At 68.5% G+C, this 20,790-nt stretch carries 13 protein-coding genes; 5 read left to right on the forward strand and 8 right to left on the reverse strand.

The genetic code is table 11. From position 1 onward, the window contains the following. Window positions 1-2: 2 nt before the first annotated feature. The gene (locus HS99_RS05690) at window positions 3-323 is read right to left on the reverse strand and encodes a type VII secretion target (RefSeq protein WP_030556343.1); all 321 of its coding nucleotides are present in this window, start codon (window positions 321-323) and stop codon (window positions 3-5) included. Window positions 324-488: 165 nt separating this feature from the next. Beyond that, window positions 489-938: an ATP-binding protein gene (locus HS99_RS05695; protein ID WP_072655536.1), complete on the reverse strand. Its 450-nt coding sequence runs from the start codon at window positions 936-938 to the stop codon at window positions 489-491. A 127-nt stretch (window positions 939-1,065) separates the two neighbouring features. Between HS99_RS05695 and HS99_RS05700 the strand changes: the two genes are divergently transcribed. The 4 genes from HS99_RS05700 to HS99_RS05715 all read left to right on the forward strand — a co-directional run bounded on the left by HS99_RS05700 (window position 1,066) and on the right by HS99_RS05715 (window position 4,747). Continuing rightward, window positions 1,066-2,598, forward strand: coding sequence for a hypothetical protein (locus HS99_RS05700; protein ID WP_030556347.1), 1,533 nt, complete (start codon window positions 1,066-1,068; stop codon window positions 2,596-2,598). Window positions 2,599-2,725: 127 nt separating this feature from the next. After that, window positions 2,726-3,610 (forward strand): helix-turn-helix domain-containing protein, encoded by an 885-nt coding sequence (locus HS99_RS05705; protein WP_050366898.1) that lies wholly within the window; start codon window positions 2,726-2,728, stop codon window positions 3,608-3,610. A 115-nt stretch (window positions 3,611-3,725) separates the two neighbouring features. Further along, window positions 3,726-4,538: a helix-turn-helix domain-containing protein gene (locus HS99_RS05710; RefSeq protein WP_030556351.1), complete on the forward strand. Its 813-nt coding sequence runs from the start codon at window positions 3,726-3,728 to the stop codon at window positions 4,536-4,538. Further along, window positions 4,535-4,747, forward strand: a complete 213-nt coding sequence (locus tag HS99_RS05715; RefSeq protein ID WP_030556353.1) for a DUF397 domain-containing protein — start codon at window positions 4,535-4,537, stop codon at window positions 4,745-4,747. Before HS99_RS05710 ends, HS99_RS05715 begins: the two co-directional genes overlap by 4 nt. Before the next feature lie 15 nt (window positions 4,748-4,762). Here HS99_RS05715 and HS99_RS05720 read toward each other — a convergent pair whose 3' ends face one another. The 6 genes from HS99_RS05720 to HS99_RS05745 all read right to left on the reverse strand — a co-directional run bounded on the left by HS99_RS05720 (window position 4,763) and on the right by HS99_RS05745 (window position 17,343). After that, window positions 4,763-5,686, reverse strand: coding sequence for a hypothetical protein (locus HS99_RS05720; RefSeq protein WP_030556356.1), 924 nt, complete (start codon window positions 5,684-5,686; stop codon window positions 4,763-4,765). A 58-nt stretch (window positions 5,687-5,744) separates the two neighbouring features. Then, window positions 5,745-6,878, reverse strand: a complete 1,134-nt coding sequence (locus tag HS99_RS05725; RefSeq protein WP_030556360.1) for a DUF3696 domain-containing protein — start codon at window positions 6,876-6,878, stop codon at window positions 5,745-5,747. Continuing rightward, window positions 6,871-8,142, reverse strand: coding sequence for a DUF262 domain-containing protein (locus HS99_RS05730; RefSeq protein WP_141763673.1), 1,272 nt, complete (start codon window positions 8,140-8,142; stop codon window positions 6,871-6,873). The genes HS99_RS05725 and HS99_RS05730 overlap by 8 nt, the downstream gene beginning before the upstream one ends. Next, window positions 8,088-13,175, reverse strand: a complete 5,088-nt coding sequence (locus tag HS99_RS05735; RefSeq protein WP_030556362.1) for a hypothetical protein — start codon at window positions 13,173-13,175, stop codon at window positions 8,088-8,090. The genes HS99_RS05730 and HS99_RS05735 overlap by 55 nt, the downstream gene beginning before the upstream one ends. Before the next feature lie 18 nt (window positions 13,176-13,193). After that, entirely contained in the window at window positions 13,194-16,043 is a 2,850-nt protein-coding gene (locus HS99_RS05740; protein ID WP_030556364.1) for a helicase-related protein, read from the reverse strand. Window positions 16,044-16,152: 109 nt separating this feature from the next. Continuing rightward, window positions 16,153-17,343, reverse strand: a complete 1,191-nt coding sequence (locus tag HS99_RS05745) for a serine/threonine-protein kinase (protein ID WP_046385410.1) — start codon at window positions 17,341-17,343, stop codon at window positions 16,153-16,155. 225 nt (window positions 17,344-17,568) lie between these two features. Between HS99_RS05745 and HS99_RS40735 the strand changes: the two genes are divergently transcribed. Further along, window positions 17,569-20,652 carry an AAA domain-containing protein gene (locus HS99_RS40735; protein ID WP_078938408.1) on the forward strand — a complete coding sequence of 1,028 codons (3,084 nt, stop codon included), beginning with the start codon at window positions 17,569-17,571 and terminating at the stop codon, window positions 20,650-20,652. Window positions 20,653-20,790 lie beyond the last annotated feature (138 nt).

The following is a 20,790-nucleotide window of genomic DNA, read 5'->3' on the forward strand; positions in this document are numbered from 1 at the left end:
GCTCACTGCCCGGTCCCCTGGAGATCGGTGACGGCAGCGGTGAGGCGACGGGCGGCCTCCTGTTCGGCCTTGTCGTACGAGTGCGCCGAGTTGCGTAGCTGTTCCGCATAGACGTGGAGCTGGTCGAGCGCCGACTTCATGTGGGTCTGCCACGCGGTCGCGCAGTCCTTGAGCGCCGGTCCGGACTCCCAGGCGGTCATGGTGGCCGCAGCGGTGAAGCTGGTGTCGAGCCAGTGCCCGGCGGGTCCGACGGCCGCGGCGGCCGCCTGGAGGCCGGCTGCGGACTGCCGTAGTACGTCCGTACGGATGTGGATGTCGTTCATGTGTCCCCCTACCCCCTTGATACGCCCGTGACGACCGGCGTACGTACGGTCATCTTACTGGTTGGTTGGTTGGGTCGGGAGGGTGGAAGGACTCATCGACGGTGCCTTGGCCTTGCGGGAGCGTGCGATCCGTCACGAGGCAATCCGACTGGTCAGCAGGAAGCGTCACCGAGGGCGGCACTCCGCCCAGACGGTCTTGCCCGGGGCCGCCGAGTGTGGGGAGGTGCCCCAGCCGTCGGCCAGGGCGGCGACCAGGAGCAGGCCGCGGCCGGACGCCGCATCGGCCGCAGGGCGGGGGAGGGCGGCCGGCGGCATCCGTTCGGTGCGGGTGTCGGACACCTCGATGCGCAGGGCGTCGGGGTACTCGGCGAGCCGGACGGCGAAGTCCCGGCCGGGGACGCGGCCGTGGCGGACGGCGTTGGAGGCGAGCTCGGCGGTGATCAGCGTCAGGGTCTCGTTGAGCGGGGAGTCGTAGCCGTACCCCCACTCGTCGAGGCGGTGGCAGACGAGCCGGCGCGCGAGCCGGGCGCCGCGCGGGGTGGAGCTGAACCGCATGGCGAACTCCCGGAGGGGAGCGATCGCTTCAGGAGTGTTCGGGTTGCGCAGGGATGTCATGGGCAGGAGCGTGCCGGGCCCGGAGAGGCCGTGACCAGCGGCGACGCGCGTACGGCCGAGCCGTGTACGGCGGTTGGGCGGCGGTGTACACGGGTGTCGAGAAGATCCTTGCGGGTAGGCCGCCGGCATGGGAACGAAGGTGTACGACCAGCGGGTTCTGACGCTGATCGAGGTGCGCGGTGGTGCGCGGGACTGGGCGGAGGCCGAGCAGGTCTTCGAAGGGCACGGCTGGCCGGTGATCGGCCATCATGTGTGCGGGGAAGGGCCATTGCAGGGGGTACTGGATCCAGATCCGTCCTCGCGCGTGTACGAGGTGGAGGTGCGGCTGCCGGGCGCTCTCCACAACTGCGAGCGGGGGGCGAGCCGGAGAGTGCAGAAGGTGCTGCGGAGGGCGCGCCTGGAAACCTATGTGCGCCGGGCCGAGCCGTTGGTACGGGACCGCGAGATGCTGACCGAATGGCAGGCGTACGACGCGTCCTCGCCGTCGATCACCCGCTTCCCCCGACTGCGCCACGCTGTGCGGCGGTTCGCGTCCCGCCTGGGCCGTCATGACATCCGGGTGCGCGTCATCGGAACGCGGGGGGAGGCGCCGGGCCTCGCGCGCATGCCCTCGACCTCGGGAGGGGGCGTTGCATCCACCGCCGTTTCGGTTCGACCGCTCGACGGGCGGTGGCGCGGCACCGTGCGCTACTGGCCGGAGGAGGAGACGGAACGACGCAAGGACCGGGTGATCGGCTGGAGCATGGCAGTAGGTATGGCCGCGGTGTTCGCGGCCGGGGCCACCGGAGGCGTTCGGGGCTTCTGGGTCGTGCTCGCAGCGCTGGCCGGTGTCGCCGCGGTGCTCTCCGGGGCACGTCTGTTCCGGGAGGGCCGGGCGGCCGGGGCCGGCATGGCTGCGGCTGCGGCCGGGGCGATGCTGCTGCTGGGGCTCGGCCCCTTGCAGTCGGCGGACCAGAGCTGGAGCGGGCAGCCGGTGCTCGTGTCCACAGGCATCATGGCGGTGGTCGCGGGGCTGTGGCTCCTGATGCGGCAGTGGAGCTGGGCGGAGTGGGCGGCATGGGTGGTACCGCTGGTCGCGTCGCTGGCCGGTGCCACGCTTCTGGCGTCGGGTTCGGTGCTGCACTCCTTGTACGCCGACAGGCTGTCGCTCAGCCCCGGGGACCTGGACGTGCCACCGATCTGGCAGGTCGTCTCGGCGGTCAAACTGCTGACCTTCCTGAGCTTGGCGCTGGTGCTCCCCGCCTGGTGGGGCTTCGCCAGGCACCGGCATCACAGCTATGCGGGCACGGGAGAGGGGTTCAACGTGGCGATCTATGCCCTGCTGCTGATCGCGATCCTGGCCGGTGTCGCAACCTTGGCGCTGCACTCGGCGGGGCGCGCGGCCGAGCGCACGATTGCCGCTGCGGCGCGTGGTGAGGAGACTCCGTCCTACTTCGGTGTCGAGCCCAAGTGGGTCTGCGTCGAACCGGCTGAGCCGGTGGAGCGGCTCTCGGGAGAGGGCCCCCGGTTCGACCCCAAGCGGCCGTACCTCTCCTTCGGCGTCGCGCAGGGCATGGCCGTGCTCTGGGACCGGGCGGCGGGCGAGCCTCTCAAGCTGACGGCGCGCCAGGTGCGGCTGGTACCGGCGGAGTCCGGTGCCGTCTGTGGTGCAGGGGGCTGAGGCGGGCGCTTCGCGGATTCGGAGGCGGGGAGTGGTCACCGCGTGCTACCGTCCGGCTACAGATCAATAGGTGACCCCGGCGGTGCTGGAACACCCCGGGGTCAGGCACAAGGAGTAAGGCCTCCTCATGCACGTGCACTTTATCGCGCCCGCACGCTACGTACGGGCGTCACACGAGATCGTCCGCCACCCGCGTCTGCGGGCCACGGCGAAGACGCTGCTGTTGTGGGCGCTCTCGCTGCCGCCCGGCAGCCGGGACACCATCCTCACCATCGGCAAGCGGATGCCCGAAGGGCGCACGGCGGTCGCCCGTGCGCGGGCCCAGCTGATCGAGGAGGGCTACCTGCACGTCCGGCGGTCCCAGCACCCGACGAAGGGGACGTGGACGACTCGCGTCTTGGTCAGCAGCGTGCCGCTGACAGAGCCGGACGAGATCGAGACGGCCTGGCGCGGTTCGGTCCGAAACCCGGCACTCGGTGAGGGGGAGGGTCGGGAGGCCGGCACTTCCCCCAAGGGGGAGAAGAACGAGGGAAAGACCTCCTCCCGCGCGGCGACGGTGACGGTGGCGGGGGCAGCGGAGGGCGAGGCGGCCGGACTGCTCGGCCGGTTGACCGCCCGGGACCGTCGCCTGCGGCTGGGGGCGGCCGAAGTCCTGGATCTCGCACCGCTGGTGGCGGACTGGCTCGCCCGGGATCCGGACATGGGGCGGCTGCGGGAAGCACTGTTGGGTGGCCTGCCCTCGCATGTGCTGGCCCCGGCTGGCTTCGTACGGGCACGTCTGGAGCGGCGGATGCCGGAGGCCGTCGCCGGGCCTGGTGCAGCCGCCGGTGGCATGCGGGAGTGCGCGAGTTGCGCGGATCCGGTGGAGGGGGGCGGCGTGGTCTGCCGACGCTGCACGGGAGTTGCACCTCTTGAGGGCGGGCCTGACACGGCCGCCGTCGAACGCAATCGTCGCGGCGCGGAACGCGCACGCAGCCTGCTGCGTGGCGCGATGGTTACAGCGGCGGCGTAGCGCGGGTGAATTCGCTGGATTCCGGACACTCGGGCTGGTCGCGTTCCGTATCGTTCCGCCAGCTGATCGTGTGCGGGTGTCCCCAGGTGGGTGTGGTGGGCCGGAGGTGGTCGATATGGCGGAACAGGACGACGGGGTAGGCCTCCTGCGTGCCTTCGGGCGGCAGTTGAAGCTCCTGCGGGAGCGGGCCGGGCTGTCCCGGGCCCAGTTGGGCGCACGATTGGGGTACGGCGAGGACCTGATCGCCTCGGTGGAGCTCGGGCGGCGAATCCCCCGGCCGGAACTGATCGACAGGGCGGATCACGAGCTGAACGCAGCCGGCGTGCTGATCGCGATGAAGGACGAAGTCGCGCGGGCCCGGTACCCCGCGTTCTTCCGGGATGCCGCCAAGCTGGAGGCGGAGGCGGTCGAATTGCAGTCCTACGACACCCATGTCGTCAACGGCCTGCTTCAGACCGAGGAATACATGCGGGCGCTGCTCGCGATGCGCAGACCTCTGCTGGAAGAAAGCGTCATTGAGCAACGAGTGGCTGCTCGATTGGCTCGACAGGAGTTGTTCGCAGCCCGGATCTCCCCCCTGATGAGCTTCGTCATGGAGGAGTCCGTGCTCCTGCGGCGGCTTGGCGGTGCTGCGGTGATGCGTGGCCAGTTGGAGCAGATCCTCCTCGTTGGGCAACGTCGCAACGTGGAGGCGCAGGTCATGCCCCTCGATCGTGAGGACAATGCGGGCATCGACGGCGGCTTCACCTTGTTCACCCGCAAGGGTGGTGAGCAGGTCGGTTACATGGAGACGCAGGGCCATAGCACACTGGTCACTGATCGCGAAGAAGTCCGCGCCCTCGCCTCACGTCATGGGATCATCCGCGCACAGGCGCTGACCCCTCGTGAGTCGCTGGCGTACGTCGAGAAGTTGCTGGGAGAGCTATGAACGCCGACGAGAGCACCGGAGTATCGCAGGCCTTGGCCTGGTTCAAGAGCAGTCACAGTGGCGCGGAAGGCGGTCAATGCGTGGAAGTGGCCCTGACGGGAGCTGTTGTTCACGTCCGTGATTCCAAGGACCCGGAGGGGCCGGTCCTGCGCATCGAGCCGGCTGACTGGGCGGCGTTCGTCCGGTTCGCCTCCGCGCGTCGGATCTGACCGGACGGCCTCCTTTCAGGACTCTGCGTCACTACCGAGCTTGTCGCCGACGTAGCCGAGACGGATCGCCCGCTCCTCGGGGACGAGACGGAAGTGCAGCCGTCCCTTCCCCGGGGTGAAGCGGCCGTGCCACGAGAAGCAGCGGTTCTCGCCGTCGAGGTCGGTGAAGGTGCACAGGTGCTGCCGGCTCTGGGACTCCGGGGTGATGTGCGGGTGCTGCCATTTCGGCTCGGGCGAGGTTGCCGGGTCCCAGCCGGCGGCCGTCGCCTCCAGGTCGATCAGCAGTTTGCGGACCGGCCGGTGCCACTTCATGTCGAGGCGGCGGAGGCAGCGCTCGAAACGGGGGATCTTCTGGAGGTGCGGGAAGAACTCGTCCCAGGCGTCGAGGATTTCGGCAGGGGTGGTGAGTGAGGTCGTACCGGCCTCGTGGGCCCAGGCCTTGTGCGCGTCGGCCTCGTCCGGGCTTGAGCAGTGCCGCGCACGGTCGCGGCTGCTTTCGATGCCGTCCTCGGTGAGGTGCTGGATGTCGACGTCCAGCCACGCGGTAGCCCACTTCGCCGATACCGGAAGACTGACGGCCAGGCCATCGGTGAGGTGCGCGAAGGCGACGCCTTCGACGGTGCGGCCGTCGTGCTGGTACTCCACCTCGTCCGGGTCGAGCGTCAACTGGACGGCGTCCCGGAAGGGCGAGCGGCTGCGCAGCGCGAGGAGGTAGCGGTGCCGGTCGCGGTTCTGCCCGCTCGCGTTCACCCACTGCTGGTAGAGGTACCCGCGAGCCAGCTCGGCGGCTGGCAGAGGGCTCTTGGTGACCAATGCGATGCTCTGCCAGCTCTTGAGGTGGCGGAGCGTGTCCACGAAGCCGGCCATCGCGGTGTCCACCTCCCGCGGACCGGACTCGGACTCGCAGGACAGCTCGTTGAGAAACAGTGTCAGTGACACTCCCACCCCTGGGTTTCTGTTGTGGATCGACTGTCAGGACGTGCGCGGGTGCCGGAGGTCAGTCGAGAAGCTTCTCCAGGGAGTTCTCCCACTCGTCGAAGAACCCGGTCGGCCACTCCGAAAGCATGCCGTCCTCGCCCATGACAGGACTGATCACCTCGGCGGTCTGCTCGTGGCGCCGGAAGAAGTGGACGGCCGTGGACGCTGCCGGGATGCGCCCGTCCTTCACGGCGATGCGCAGCCCGTTGAGGACGTGGTCGGAGTGGGTCTCCACGATCACCTGGGCTCCGGCTGCGACGGCGGCCACCGCGAGGTACGCCAGCCAGGTCTGCCCCTGCGGGTGGAGGTGCGCCTCCGGGTTCTCCAGGAGGATCAGGGCACCCGGCTGGGCCGACAGGCAGGCGACGACGATCGGCAGGGCGTAGGTCAGCCCGAAGCCGACGTTGGTCGGACGGTAGCGGTTGGAGGCGGAGATCCCGGAGCCGAAACCGTAGCTGAGGCGCACGCTGTCCGTGCCGTCGATGCCCACCGCTTGGAGGTTGACGCCCGGGCAGAGCCGCTGCATCCACGCGTCGGTCTGGGAGAGGAGAGAAGCGGAACGGGTGTCGTCCAGCCGGAGCGGGCCGGCCGCGACGAGGTCGTCCTGGTGGGCCCGAAGGAAGTTGACGGTGTGTTCGCCCCGTGAGCCGAGGAATCCACGGCCCACGGCGGCCTGGTGGGAACGCGGGTAACTGACGGCCGGGACGATCCGGTCGGCCTTGAGGTACTGGAACCCGGGCTGGAAAAGCGAGCACTCATCCGCGTCGTGGGCGTCCGGACCCATCGGGCAGTCGGTCATCCTCAGTAGGTCGTCCTCACGGCCGTATGCGGCAGACCAGGCGTAGCGGGTTCCGTCGGACGTCACGGCGAGCGTGATGCTGCGAGCGTCCCCGGTGGCCGACTCGTGTCGCACGTACGTGTCGTGTCGCACGTCCTGACCAGTGCCGAGCTCGACGAGTTCACCGTTGAGGAGGAAACCGCCGCTGTCGTCGTAAAGATGGAGAAGCCCGTGGGATTGGCGGAGGAGCGCGAGGGACTGGAGAACGGTGCTCTTGCCGGAAGAGTTCAGCCCGGTGAGAAGTGTGAACGGGGCCAGGGCAATGTCCTGGTGGGCGAAGGCCTTGAAGTTGGTGATGCCAATGTGCTCAAGCATCAAGCGTCTCCTGGAAGATCCGGTCCATCTCGCGGAAACGAAGCCTCACCTTACCGACATCACCGGTGCCGGCCGAGACCGCGCCGACGAAGGTGGGGTCGTCCATCAACTCCATGAACTTCTTCTCCACGACCGACTGGCGGGCGGCGAGCGCGTCGATCTCGGCGCGAGTCCGGTTGGCCAGGCACGCCGATTCGGTTTCGAACAGTGCCTTGTTGACGGGAGAACGGCGGTTGTAGCCGGGGAACCGCTTCCGGAAGGCGTGGATACCGAAGATGCGTTCCGCTGCGCTCATGGCGTGGAGGAAACGTCCCTCCAGATCGGAGAGCTCCTCGGGGGACAAGGTGTTGATGGTGTGCATGGCCGAGCGGAGGAAGCCGTCGAAGTCCTGCGAGGCGTAGGAATCCGGCGAGTTGAGGCTGAACGCCAGGAAGCGGAGGCACATCTCGCGGTCCGACATCCGCTCGGGGGAGACGCTGTAGGACGTCGCACTGAGGAACGGTCGGGTATTGGCGAGCTCGTAGAGGAAGGTACGGGCCCGGCCGGGGATGAGTGCATGCCGGAGTTCCTGACGGGTCAGGGGACGGCCGCCCGTGTTGATGCGGGCGAAGATGTTGAACTTCACCTCCTCCGGAGTGCCGCGACGGATGAGGAGGACCACGAGTTCGGTCTCCTCGATCCGGGTCTGAAGGCGTCCGGGGAGGTCGGCGAAGGAGCAGCCGTTGAACTCGGTGAGGTATTCCAGGCCGGTGAGGACCAGGGGCTCGGCACCGATGGCGGCGGCGTCGACGAAGCGCGCGATGGTGGTGAGGCGCTGAACGCCGTCCACGATCGCCCACGACTCCTCGTCCACCTCGGCGGCATAGAGCGTCGGAAGCGTGATCCGCAGAAGCAGCGACTCGATGAGCCGGCTCTGCGCCTGCGCCGTCCAGATGCCGGCACGGCGCTGAAAGTCCGGGGCGAGGTCGATGGTGTCGCGCCGGATGCGATTGATGAGGAGCGAGACCGTGGGGGTCCGGGTCTGCACCTCGATCTTGCTGGGATCGAAGGGGCTGGCGATCCGCTCACCGATGTCCTCGGACTCGACGCCGGAACTCTTGCCGCCGTCGTCGAACTCGACGGGAAGTTGGGTGCCGGGCTCATCGAGCGCGAAGAGTGCCTCCGGCGCGGAGTACTTGGACTTCCCGCCCGGGAGGTTGTTTCTGTCGGTCATGATCCATCCTCGTCGGGCGTCAGCGGGGACGTCGGCGTCGGTGGGGCCCACCGGCCGGCAGCGATCTCCGCATCGAGGCGCGCCTGGAAGTGCGCGTGGGCAGCGCGCATCTCGGTCTCGCGGTCGGCCTTGTAGAACGGCGCGGTGTAGCCCTCCGATGGCGGGACGGTCGCGGGACTAGCCAGATGATCAAGGAGGGTCGGGTAGGCATCCTTAGTCTGTCCATAGCCGTACGTATTGTGATTTCGGGCGATCTTGCGCCCGGCTGAATCGAAATACATATTGGCTTCATAGTCAGAGAGCACCGGATAGCGGGACTTGTAGATTGCGACGAGCTGGTCAGCCGTGATGCCCAGCCAGACGGAAACAAGTGCGTCAAGCTCGACAAGTGCGGCGCGGCGCTCGACCTCGCTGCGGAGCGGGGTCTCGTACTTCCAGGTGGACGTGAGTTGTGTGGTGAGGGGCTGGAGGTTCCGCCATTTCTCGTACGCCCAATTCTCGCACTCTGGCCAGGCGGGGTGGAACAATTCCTCCCAGAGCGGTGAATATGCGTCAGTAAGGCAATTCAGACGCAGGGAGCGGATGAGGAGCGGTGTGGCGAGAGGGTGCCCGGCTGTGGCGGCAGGCATCTTCAGGGCTTCGCCTGCCATGAGGTTGGTGCGGCCTGTAATGCGTAGGAGATAGTCGAGAGGGAGAGCTGACCAAAATCCGGAGTTTAGGACAGTGAGGTAATTATCCGAGAGCGCCATCGAATGAACGCCATGGATGTGCGCTGGGCCCGGGGGGATGATCGACGCAAACAGGCTGCGCTCGCTATTGAAGGGAATCATTGCGCGCCACGCTAGGCGGAAATAGCGGGTGTACCTGCGCCCGCGCCATGAATCCTGTCGCTCTTCATATCGCTCCATGCTGCATGCACGGACGTAATTCGTCTTAGGGATGAAACCTTGCTCTAGATTGGATGGAGATAGCGGGATCCAGTCGTTATTGTTGCGGCATGGAATCTTGGGCTCTTTGGCAAACGGAACTGCGCCTCCAAAGTGGGGGCCCTGCAAGATCACCTCATCTAGGGAGTCGACCTCACGGTTCTCCCAGCGGATGTATCCGTCCTTCTTTCCATTTGCCTCGTGATAGCCTGCACTGATTAGTGGATCCTGAGCGTCAAGCCGAGTTCCGACCCGCCCTATGGCCTCGATTGCTCCTTGTTCAAGCGAAGTGATTGGGTAGAGGAGGGGCGTCTGGCTGATCGCGCCAGATTCGCCTGACAGACGATGCCAGCTCGTTAGCAGGTGAGCGTCAACATGGATGACTCGGTCGCGATGAGGTCTGATGTCCCAGGCTCCCTCGTGCCGGATCCCCGGAGTGGCGCCTGTTCCGTCATGCTTAAGCGAGCCGGGGACGACCTCGGCCCCGTACAACTCGCTCAGATGTAGAAATTCAATTTCACGCGGCGGACCGTAGATGTGGAGGCCGAACTCTTGGTTTCGGCTGAGGTCTTCAAAAGCCCAATTTGCAGCATTGATGAAGCTTGCGTGTACTCGCAGATGGCGATATGCGGAGCCGCGAAGCTGTGCTTCTCGGGATCCACCGAAATGAGTATCAGGATGAATGAGACCCGTTGCGGCTGGTGACGATTGGTTTGTCCAGGCGCGGCACATGAAAGCCCTGTATAGGTCGGGTTGAGTGCCTACAAGGATGGGATAAGCAGCTGTGCTGCTCAACACGGAGACTATGCCGACGTTCGAGGCAAGCTCGGCCAAGTAATAGGAAGTTCCGAGATTTGAGAACAGCTCATTCTTTCGGATTTGCCATTCGGCAGGGCTCGGCTTGTCGTCAAGGACGAACCATGGATCCTTCTCCGCGAGAACCGTATCTTCCTGCCAGCGGGGGCGCACCCAGGGCGGGTTTCCCACCTGGATGTCGTAGCCGGCTCGGGCAAAAACCTGGGCGAATTCCAGCTCCCAGTGGAAGAATCCCTGATCCTCCGCCACATCCCGTGCGACCGAGGCCCACGGGAAGCGGGACTCCAGCCAGTGGGCGCGGTCCATGCCCATGAGGTCGGGCAGGGTGTCCTCGTAGGGGGTCAGCTCCTCAAGGGTCTCGAAGGCCGACACCAGGGACTCGGCCGGCACCTCGTGGGTGCCGAGCAGGGCCTCGGCGAAGTCGAGCCAATCGTCCAGAGACGTGAGGGCGATCACCGAGCGCCGTACCTCGCGGATCGCCTCCTTGCGGCGGCCGGTATTGCGGCGGCGCTCGACCGCCTGCCTGGTCAGTTCGCCGGACTCGCCGATGCCTCCGAAGAGGTCTTCCGCCTGCCAGGACAGGAGGACCTGCGATGAGTCCTCTTCGGCAGCCACAGCGACAGGACTGTCTTGTACGCGCTTGTACCGGTCGGCGCTGCCGTCCAGCAGCGCAGCCTCCTGGACCGGCCAGAACCACAGCGCGCACCAGGCGTCCATCAGCGTCTTGAGACGCCAGTACGGGGTGTCGACCGCGAGCAGATCCGCCAGAACGTCTTCTCGCTGCACAGCGGCCTCGGGGCGGCGCAGCCATTCCTCCTCGGCGCCCCACACGTCGATGCGACGTGAAATGTCGCGCTCGGAGATCTCCAGGCGCCGTACGACCAGGCTCCACAGGTACTCGGCGCGCCGCGCAAGGCCTTGCAGACGGGCGATCTGCTTGGCGTCGGGGGACTTGGTGAGCGCCCGGCGCCACGCGCCCAGCGCCTTCGCCTCCTCCGGCGCCAGCGCCTTGGCCTCCTTCTCGGCGGCGACCGCGCCCCACTCCTTCGCCGGCAGCAGGAAGTGGTGGACCGCGCCCTCCGGCAGCGGAGCCCCGTTCACCGCGTCTGCCAGGGGGAACCGTTCCGGCGTCGTCCCGAGCCATCCGCCCTTCTTCAGCTTCTCGGCGGGGTACACCTCCCGCCGTCCGCCGATCAGCGAGTTCCCTCGCCGCAGGTGCAGGCCGAACCAGGGCGCTTCCATCCCCGGATGCATGGTGTTCAGCCACAGCGACACCTCGGCCAGTTCGACCGCCGTCTCGTTGAGGTCGACCCCGTACGAGTTGTGCAGGGCGATGTACGCCTTCACCTTCTGCAGTTCGACCGGGTACTTCTCGGTGTCGATAGCGACGCCCAGCTCGTCCTGCCGCCGCCGAAGGTACTCGGCCGCGACCTGGTTGATCGCCTCGTTCAGGAACGCGCCCGACCCGAGGGCCGGTTCGCAGATCTTCCAGTCCAGCAGTTCACGGGCCGGCGTCACCGTCCCGTCCTGGTCCAGGCGGTGCTGGAGGGTGAGCTGGACGGTGACCTTGGTCAGCGACTCAGGGGTGTAGTAGGAAGCCGAGGTCTGCCGGTCCCGTCCCGACAGCCGGTAGACGAAGGAGCCCGGCTTGTGCCGGACCGGCACCTCCTCGCCGGTGTCCTCGTCCCTGGTCCGCACGAACACGTCGTCCGGGTACTCGTCGACCTTCGACTTCGGGATCAGCCACGAGCCGTCCTTCGGGTCGCCACCCTTGGCGACCTCCCACAGCTCCTTGTCCGACACGAAGCCGCTGTACGACATCAGCCCCTCGTACACCGCACCGAGCTGGTTGATGCCCAGCTGCGCGTACGAGATGAAGCCACCGCGCTCGCCCTTCCGCCCCTTGGTGAGCATCAGCAGGCGCAGCACCTTGTACAGCGTCGCATTCCGAAGCCTGGTGTCGAGGTAGCGCTCCTCGCCCGTCTCGTCCGCATCGAAGCGCGGATCGGGTACCGAAGAGGCGCCGATCAGCTTGATGGACTCGGGCTCGAACAGCTTGGAGTGCAGCGGCTCGAACCGCAGCCCCACGTCCTCCGAGGCCTTCTCCTCCACCACACCATGCGTTCGCCGCGGCCGGTAGCCGTCCTGGACCTTGCCGAACAGCAGGTCCAGCGACTCGTACAGGTAGAACCCACGCCGCGACTTCTCGTCCACCAGGTCCCGCTCGGCGACGAGTTCACCGAGCCGTCCGAGTCCGTACCCCTGCTGGTACTCGGGGTAGTCCGCGGGCAGGATGCCCAGCTCCGGCCGGGCCTCCGCGTACAACAGGAACAGGATCCGGTACAGATACCGCAACGACTCCCGGGTCAGCTGCTTTCCCAGCTCGGGGAGTTCCATGATGTCTTCGGGCCGGACGCCTTCGTTCTCGCGGATGCGGTCCAGCACCTCGTTGGCGATCAGCTCGACGCTCAGCCGCAGCCCGTCGCGCAGGTCGCTCGACACACCGACCGCGTGCTTGGTGGACTTGTCGACGAGTTCCGCGAGCGGGTTCTCGCCGCCCGCCTCCGGCGTGCGCAGCGAGTCGGCGCCGAACAGGGCCGCCACCGTGTCGAGTTCGCCGCCGACCTTGGTGTCGTTGCGCTCCAGCGCGCCGTCCAGCGACACCGCGAGGTAGCGGCCCTCGCCCCAGGTCATCCGGTCGGCGAGAACGACGACGCCACCCACCAGCAGCAGGACGTACCGGGGCGCGTCCTCGCACGCGAAGAGGAACGACGCGAGCTTGGAGCCGGTCACGAGACAGTGCTGCCCGTCGAGCACCAGCGGTTCGAGCAGGCGCCCGGGGCCGTCCGGGTCCAGGGCGGCGTCCGGCTCGGCGGCCCAGCCGCAGTCCAGGGCGATCAGGCCCTTCTCGCTGTGCGCGACCCGCACCTGGTACGCCTGGTCGGCCCGCTCGACCGTGATGGTGCCGGGCTTGGCGTCGTAGCCGAGGGCCAGCAGCACCCGGGCGTTGAGCGCCCGCACCCGCTCGCACCAGGCCGGGGAGCCGTAGGTGGCAGTGTCGTCATCCGCCGACGTCCGACCGTCCTCCGCCGCCTCCGGCAGGGCGAAGCCGGCCCGCGAGCGGAAGTACGGCCGCCGCAGGGCGCGCAGGCCGGCCCGGGGGGTGACCGGCAGGGCGTCCGGGTCCTGCTCCGCGTCGTCAGCGACAGTGGCAGCCTTCGCCGCCTCCTCGCGCTCCTTCCACACGGCCAGCAGCCCGGACTTGAGGTCCTTGGGCAGCACCTCGGCGAGGTAGTGGGCGGAGAAGTAGTCGCCGCGGTTCACCAGGGAGTCGTACGTCATAACTGCTTCTCTCAGGGGTCAGACGGCCTGGGGCGGCGTGGGGGCGAGCACGGCGAGGACGCGGAGCAGCGGGCGGCCGGTGGTGAGCAGCGAGTCGGCGATGCCGGCTAGGCGCTCCTTGGTGCGTTCGCCCGCGAGGGTCGGCTGCTCCCAGGCGCCGAGGCGGAGCCGGTAGTTCTCGATCGGTTCGCGCAGCGGCTCGTCCCAGGCCTCCCGGTGGTGCTCCAGGAACGCCTCCGCCCGCTCCAGCGCGGCCGGGATGGCGTCCTGCAGCCGGTCGACGGGCCAGTGCTTCAGCGGGTTGGCCATGGTGGGCCCGACACCGGAGCGGCGGAGTATCGCCACCATGTCGTCGTCGACGGCACCGTCCCGGGTGACCGCCATCCACTTGACCACCGTGGGCCGGCCGAGGGCGTTGGAGTAGACGCCCTGGATCAGGTACGTGGGCTCGGCGACGTCCGCGGTGATGACCAGCGCCTCCTGGCGCCCGAGGCGCACGAGCACCTTGTCGGTGAGCCACTCCACCACCGGGTGGAGGTCGGTGAGCAGCGAGATCTCCGGCCAGCTGGACGTGGAGGACTCGCGGGCGCGCTGCAGGGAGTGCTCGGCGAGGCGCCGGTTGAGGGTGACCAACAGCCTTTCCCGAAGCCGCTGTTCGCGCACGTAGTCGAGGGGCAGCGCCTTGAGCCGGTGGACGAGGTCGGCCGGCGGGCGGAAGGAGATCAGGCCGGAGGTCTCGTCGCGGTCCATCTCCAGGGTGCTCTGGGCATCCGGGAAGACCTCCCGCAGGGCCTCGTCGAGGAACTCCCGGGTGGAGGCGAACAGGCGGGGCACGTCGGCGCGCGGCACGGAGGTGTCCTCGCCAGTGGGCTCTTCACCGACCGAGCCGAAGAAGTCCGCGAGGAAGTCGTCCATGCCGCCGCCTCCGTCGGGCCCGTCGGCCTGCGGGCGGTGCGCCTCCAGGGACTCCTCCACCGTGCGGCCGCGCAGCAGGTCCTGGATGAGCGACTTCTCCTCGGCCTCCGCGCGGTAGAGACCGGTGACGGCCTCCGCCGTGCCGAGCTTCTGGTGGGCCTCGCGCTCGCGGTCGAGCAGGCGCTCGGCGACGAGGATGTCGTCCTTGGCGCCCTCGACCTCGCTGGTGAGGATCAGCGCGCGGAACTCCGGGGAACGGGCCTGGCCGTAGCGGTCGATGCGGCCGTTGCGCTGCTCGATGCGGATCAGCGACCAGGGCACGTCGTAGTGCACCAGCTGGTTGCACTGGCGGTGGAGGTTGACGCCTTCGGATGCGACGTCTCCGGTGAGCAGCACACGCACCGGGGTGTCGGCGAGGCCGAAGTCCTCGACGCACTGCATCTGCTGTTCGTCACTGAGGCCGCCGTGCATGAGGCGGACGGCGCCCTGGGCTGCCCGGCCCTTGAAGCCGAGGGCGGCGGGAAGGACGGAGTGCAGCCATTCCAAGGTCTGCACGCGCTCGGAGAAGACGACCACGCGGGTGTCGGAGCCGGGCCCCACCCCGATCGCCCGCAGCTCGGAGACGAGCGCGTAGAACTTCGCCGAGTCCGTGTCGGACATGGCGCCCGCGAGGTCGCGCAGCCGGAGCAGGGCCTCCCGCTCCGCCGCCACGGCGGATTGGATTTCCTTCTTCTCCAGCGTCTTGATCCGCGTCTCGACGGTGGCCTTCAGCGCGGCCGGCGAGGACAGGAAGGACTTGAGCAGGGTGTAGGGGAAGAGCGGCACATCGCTGACCGACTTCCGGCCGTTGGACGGCAGCCAGACCTCGGCCAGCTCCTCGAAGACCTTCTCCTCGGCCGGAGTGGCCGCGCAGCGCACCGAGTGGGAGGGGCCGCGGTCCGCCCACTGCCCCTTCATCTGCTCGCGCACCTCTTGGCTGATCTTGGTGCGGCGGATGAAGAGGTGCTCGATGTCCTCGGCCCGGTAGTTCTCCGGGTCGCGGATGGCCGCCGGGTCGAGCAGGCCGATGAGTTCGGCGAAGGACTTCGCGTCGCCGTTGTGCGGGGTGGCGGAGGCTAGGATCAGGGCGTCCGTGCGCGGGGCCAGGATCTGGGCGAGCTGGTTGCGGAGCGAGCCGCGGTTGATCAGGTTGTGGGATTCGTCGATGACGACCGCGTCCCAGCTGATCCGTTCCAGGTGGTGCTTGTACTGGTCGGTGTTCTTCAGGGTGTCGATCGAGACGATCACGCGCTTGAAGTAGGTGAAGGGGTTGCGGCCCGCCGGGATCTCGCGCTGGATCCGCTCGATGCCGACCGAGTCCAGTCGGATCAGCGGGATCGCGAAGCGTGTCCACAGCTCGTGCTGGAACTGCTCCAGCACGTGCTGCGGGGTGACGACCAGGATGCGGTCCCCGCGTCCGCGCCGGATCAGCTCGGCGAGGGTGAGCCCGATCTCCAGGGTCTTGCCGAGGCCCACCACGTCGGCGATCAGCATCCGGGGCCGCAGGTTGCGGCCGGAGAGCGCGAGCTGGGCCGGACGCTGCTGGTAGGGGAGGGAATCCAGGAGGAAGGAGTCGGCCAGGGCGAGGCCGCGTTCCGACTGGGGCAGGGCGGTCCGTCGCAGCACGGCCTCCAGGAAGAGGCGGGAGCGGCGGAAGTTCGGCGAGTCGTCGGCGACGAGCTTCGTCTTCCGGGGGTCGACCAGCTCGATCCGGTCGAGGGCGGTGAAGAAGACCGCCTCCTGGTCACGGACGAAGTCCGAGACGCCGACCACTTCGACCCGGGCGCCGTCGTGTTCGGTGAGCGAGCTGTTCCGTACGAGCCACACTTCGTCCCGAACGAAGACCTGCGCGCCCGCCGGATACGGGTCCTCCACGGCCCCGGTCGGTTCGGCGCTGCTCAGCTCGGGGGTCACCCGCTGCCTCCTGTGTTCATCGTGCTGTGCGGTGGGGGCGGCCGTCCTCCAGGGACAGCGCACCAGGTGAAGAGCTTACGGCGAGTGCGAGGAGAGGACCGGGCCTCGGTCAGAACGGGGCCTTGGCGGCGTAGACCTCGCGCAGCTGTTGAGCTGTGCGACGGGCCTGCAGGGATCGTCGGGGCGTACGGGGCGCCGATGCCGAGGGCGGGGCAGGCGTCGGCCCGGGCGCGTCGGTGGGCGAGGTTGTCACCGCGGGGACGTCCCTGAGTGTCGGTGTGTAGCCGGGGTTTTCGTCCGGTGCGGGACCGGGCGGCGGGGCGACGGTCGGCGCTGGGGCAGGAACCGTGGTTGCGTCGGCCGGGGCAGGTTGGAGGAGTTGCACGGTTTGGGTGGTCGAGCCGGGCCCGGGAGCCGGACGCGCTGCGGTCAGAGCTGTCAGGCGCCGGCGGGCCTGGGCGACCTTGAGGCCCTGGGTCTCGATGACGGCGCGAAACTCCTGGACGACGGAGGGAAGGGACGGTCGGTCCCTGGCCTCGTGGGCCAGCATCGAGGCCAGAATCGGTGACAGCTCGGCCGGGACACCAGCCAGGTCCGGCGGCGTGTCCCGATCGGTGACCATGTGGAAGAGCACATTGATGTTGGCGGCCTGGTAGGGGTACCGGCCGGTCAGTGCGAAGAGGAGGACCGCTCCCAGTGCGTACGCGTCGACCGCCTCCGTGAGCGGCTTCACGCCGTTGGCCTGTTCCGGCGCCATGCACATGGGTGTGCCGACGACCGTGTTCGGGGCGGTGAGGGAGGAACCCGACTCGGCGAACACCGCGAGGCCGAAGTCGATGATCTTGGGACCGGTGGGTCCCAGCAGGACGTTCGCCGGCTTGAGGTCCCGGTGCAGCAGTCCTTGCTTGTGCACCAGGGCGAGGGCCTCGGCGAGGGTCGCGCCGAGCGAGGCCACCAGGACGGCCGGGAGCGGGCCGTACGCGTCCACATGCCTGCGGAGATCGGCACCCTCGACGTACTCCGTGGCCAGCCACGGTGGCTCCGCCTCGGGATCCGCGTCCAGGAAGGCCGCGACCCGGTTTCCCCAAACGGTCTTGAGGATTTCGATCTCCTGGGCGAAGCGCAGCCGGGTCTCCGAGTCGACCAGGGAGGGCTTGATCACCTTGACCGCGGCCTGTTCCCCGCCCGGGGATTCGCCGAGGTACACCTGACCCATGCCCCCCTGACCGATCCGGGCGAGGAGTTCGAAACCACCGATCTCGGGCGGGTCCTCGGGGCTCAGGGGAGTTGTCGTTTGCACGCCCGTCCTCGTCGTGGTGGTGATCGGAGTCCTGACTACGGCCACCGTAGTGGACCCTGCTCGATCGAGCGGGTGGATCGGGAGACGTGGCCACCCGGCCCGCGCGGGTCTGTTCTCGCGGTGAGTCCGCCGGGCTCGGCGGTTGACGGAATCCGCCCCTGGTGTCGGTCGCACTCCGTACAGTGGTCGGAACACTGTGCACGCGCAACGGGGGAACGCACACCTATGACACAGGCCGAGCAGCCCTACCCGGTCACCGAACTCCTGGCCGCCGTGCAGGCGGAGATCAGGGCGGAACGTCGCGACGAGGCCAAAGAAGCGGAGAAGGCGGCGCTGTCCGGTGGGCAGCAGGTCTCCGCGGCGGAGGGGCGGTACGAGTACCTCTTCGGCTGCCGCCGGTGGCCGGCGTCGTTCGACGGCAGCCCCGTCCTGGTGCGCCCCTCCCAGGCTCGCGGTGCCTGGATCCCCGGTGAGGCGTCCCCGATGCCGGACGGAAAGGTCAGGCTCGTGCTGGCCGAGGGCCTGCCGACGGGGGCACGCAACGTGCAGGTGCGGAAGGACGATTCGGCGGGCCTGGTGGTGCTCGCGGAACGCCTGGAGGCGGTGGGCTCGGACGACGGCGGCATCCGGGTCGAAAGCGCCGGGTGGATCGTCGGACAGGGGGCACCGGCGGTGGGCCGGGTGTCGGACCCCGGGCGGTGGGTGGCCGACTGGCACGGGCTGAAGCTCAACCCGCGTCAGCGGACCGCCGTCGCCCAGGCCCTGGCGAGTGAGGTGCTGTTCCTCTGGGGGCCACCGGGAACAGGGAAGACCGACGTCGTCGGCCACATCGTGGAGGGCAACGTCCGTCAGGGGCACAACGTCCTGTTCCTGGCACCGACCAAGGTCGCCGTCGACCAGGCCCTGGAGCGGATCTGTGACCTCTTGAAGGCCGAGCCGGGCTTCGCCGAGGGCCTCGTCCAGCGGGCCGGGGAGATCGAACTGCCGTCGTTGCGCGAGCGGTACGGAGACTTCGTCGATCCGGCCCGGATCGCGGGTCGGGTCTCGGCGCAGTTGGACGAGGCGGTACGGGCGGCGAGGGAGGCTCTGCAGAGGGCCCGGGTCGGGGTCGCCCTGTACGACGAAGTCCGGGAGCTGGAGCAGCGCCTCGCCGAGGACCGCAAGGCCCACCGGAGCGTACTCGAATCGGCTGGGGGCGCGGAACGGGACGCTCTGCGAGCAGAGGCCGAGGTGGCCCGGCTGCGGCTGGCCATCAATGAGGTGGGAGAACCGAAGGGCCTCTTCGGCGGGCGGAAGGAGAAGCAGCTCACGACGCTGCGGGAGGAACTCGCCCGGGCCACCGAGTCCTCCTTCACTGCTCAGTACGTCGGAGCGGCCGCCCGGAAGCAGGCGGAGGAACTGACTGCCCGGATCAGTGCGACCAGCGGAAGCCTTGAGACCCTGCGGCCCCGGCTCGTCGGTCTTGCGGCGTACACGGCACTCGTCCACGAAGTCGGCGCCTTGCAGGAGCGCATCCAGGAGTTCGAGCGGCAGCTCGCTCGGATCCAGCAGACCGTACGGTCCCGGTGCCGCGTCATGGGGGCGACGGTGGCCAAGGCGGTCCAGTCGCGCAAGCTGCTCGACCGGGTGGACGTCGTGGTGGTGGACGAGGCGGGCATGGTGAACCTGCCCTCGGCATGGCTGGCGGCGGGCCTGGCAGGCAAGCGGATCGTCGTGGCAGGCGACTTCAGGCAGCTGCCCGCCGTTACCAAGGGGGACAGCGACCGGAAGGCCACGGAGGACGAGCGCGCGCATGCGCGGTACTGGGCTGCCCGCGACGCCTTCCATGCGGCCGGTCTGGTGAGCGAGCACGGCTCCGTTCGCCAGGACCCGCGCCTGGTGGCGCTGGACACCCAGTACCGGATGCGCGAGCCGATCTGTCGTCTCGTCAACGCGGTCGCCTACCCCGACGCGCCGCTCGCCACCGGTCGCGCCGACAGCAGCCGGATCCCGTCCAACCCGCTGGTCGATGTCCCCGTGATCCTCATCGACACCTCCAGGCAGCGCATCCCGGGGCCGGACCACCGGGCCAACACCGTGAACGAGGCCGTCGTCCACGAGCTGATCCGCGGCCTCCAATACGAAGGGGTGCTCCCCGGCCGGAAGTGGGGGAGCGCCGAGGTCGGACCGGGGTCGCGGGCAACCGATCGGCTGGCCGTGATCGCACCGTACAAGGCGCAGGTCAAAGCACTGAAGGGAAGCCTGAAGTACCGCTTCGGCGAGGATTACGAGGGCCTGGTCGACACCATCCACCGGTTCCAGGGCAGCCAGCGCCCGATCGTCGTCTTCGACACCGCCGTGGGCGCCGGAAAGGACCCGGGCATCTTCTACGCCGGGACCGGCCTCTCCTCCCAGACCTGCCGCCTGCTGAACGTCGCGCTCAGCCGGGCCCAGGACCACCTCGTCGTCGTCGCTGACGTCGAGCATCTGCGGAAGCACCTCAGTGTCCACAGCGAAGCCCGGGTCATGCTCGATCACCTGGAGAGCCATGCCCAGGTGATCTCGGCCGACCAGCTGATCCCGACGCGTGACGCGGCGCAGCTCTCGGTCCTGTCCGAGGAGGAACTGGCACGGCCCGCCTTCTTCCCCGCAGACGAGGTGCAGAAGGCCGTGGAGTGGGACATCGCCCGGGCCCGGACCAGCATCGAGGTCTACTGCGCCTTCCTCGACCCGCAGCCGGTGCGCCGTTGGTCGGCTCTGCTCGGTGCCCGAGCGGCTGAGGGCGTGCGGGTCGTCGTCCACACTCGATCACCCGAGGAACAGCGGGAAGCGGCCGGAGCAGCCCGACATCAGAAGCAGATCGACGTCCTCGAGGAGGCCGGGTGTCAGGTGGACTTCCGTGAGCGGATGCACGAGAAGGTCCTCATTCTCGACAGCACCGTGCTCTGGCACGGCTCGCTCAACCTGCTCGCGGGCAGCGGGCCGACCGATCTGATGATGCGCTTCACCGACCCGGCGTCCTGCGAACGCGTCAGCTGGGTGATGGACCGGGCTCGCAAGGAGCGGGCTGCGTGGAACCCGAGGGCTGCCGGGGGAAGCACCAACAGCGCGGGACCGGCTTCGTCCGCGCCCACTCCGCCCGGCGCGACCGGTGCGGCGGGCATCAGGCCCGGTGACACCGTCAACGGACGGCTCTACCTCATGGTCCCTTTCGGGGAGAAGGACGAGGCCAAGTCGCTCCTCAAGGCCCAGTGGGACGGGCCGAACAAGCTCTGGCACGTCGACGCCGCGCGGGTCACCCGGGAGCAGGCAGCCCGCTGGCTGCCGTGAGGACAAGGCATGCGCAACTGGGCGTTCCTGTCCTGCCGGGGCGACTTGTGGCGCGTTATTGAGAGCTGACACGATCTCAGATATGCATCCCCGCATCGCGGACAGGACGTCGTCGGGGAGGCGCGGAGAGGGGACGGG

It is taken from the genome of Kitasatospora aureofaciens (genome assembly GCF_001188955.3).
GTDB classification, from domain to species: Bacteria; Actinomycetota; Actinomycetes; order Streptomycetales; family Streptomycetaceae; genus Kitasatospora; species Kitasatospora aureofaciens.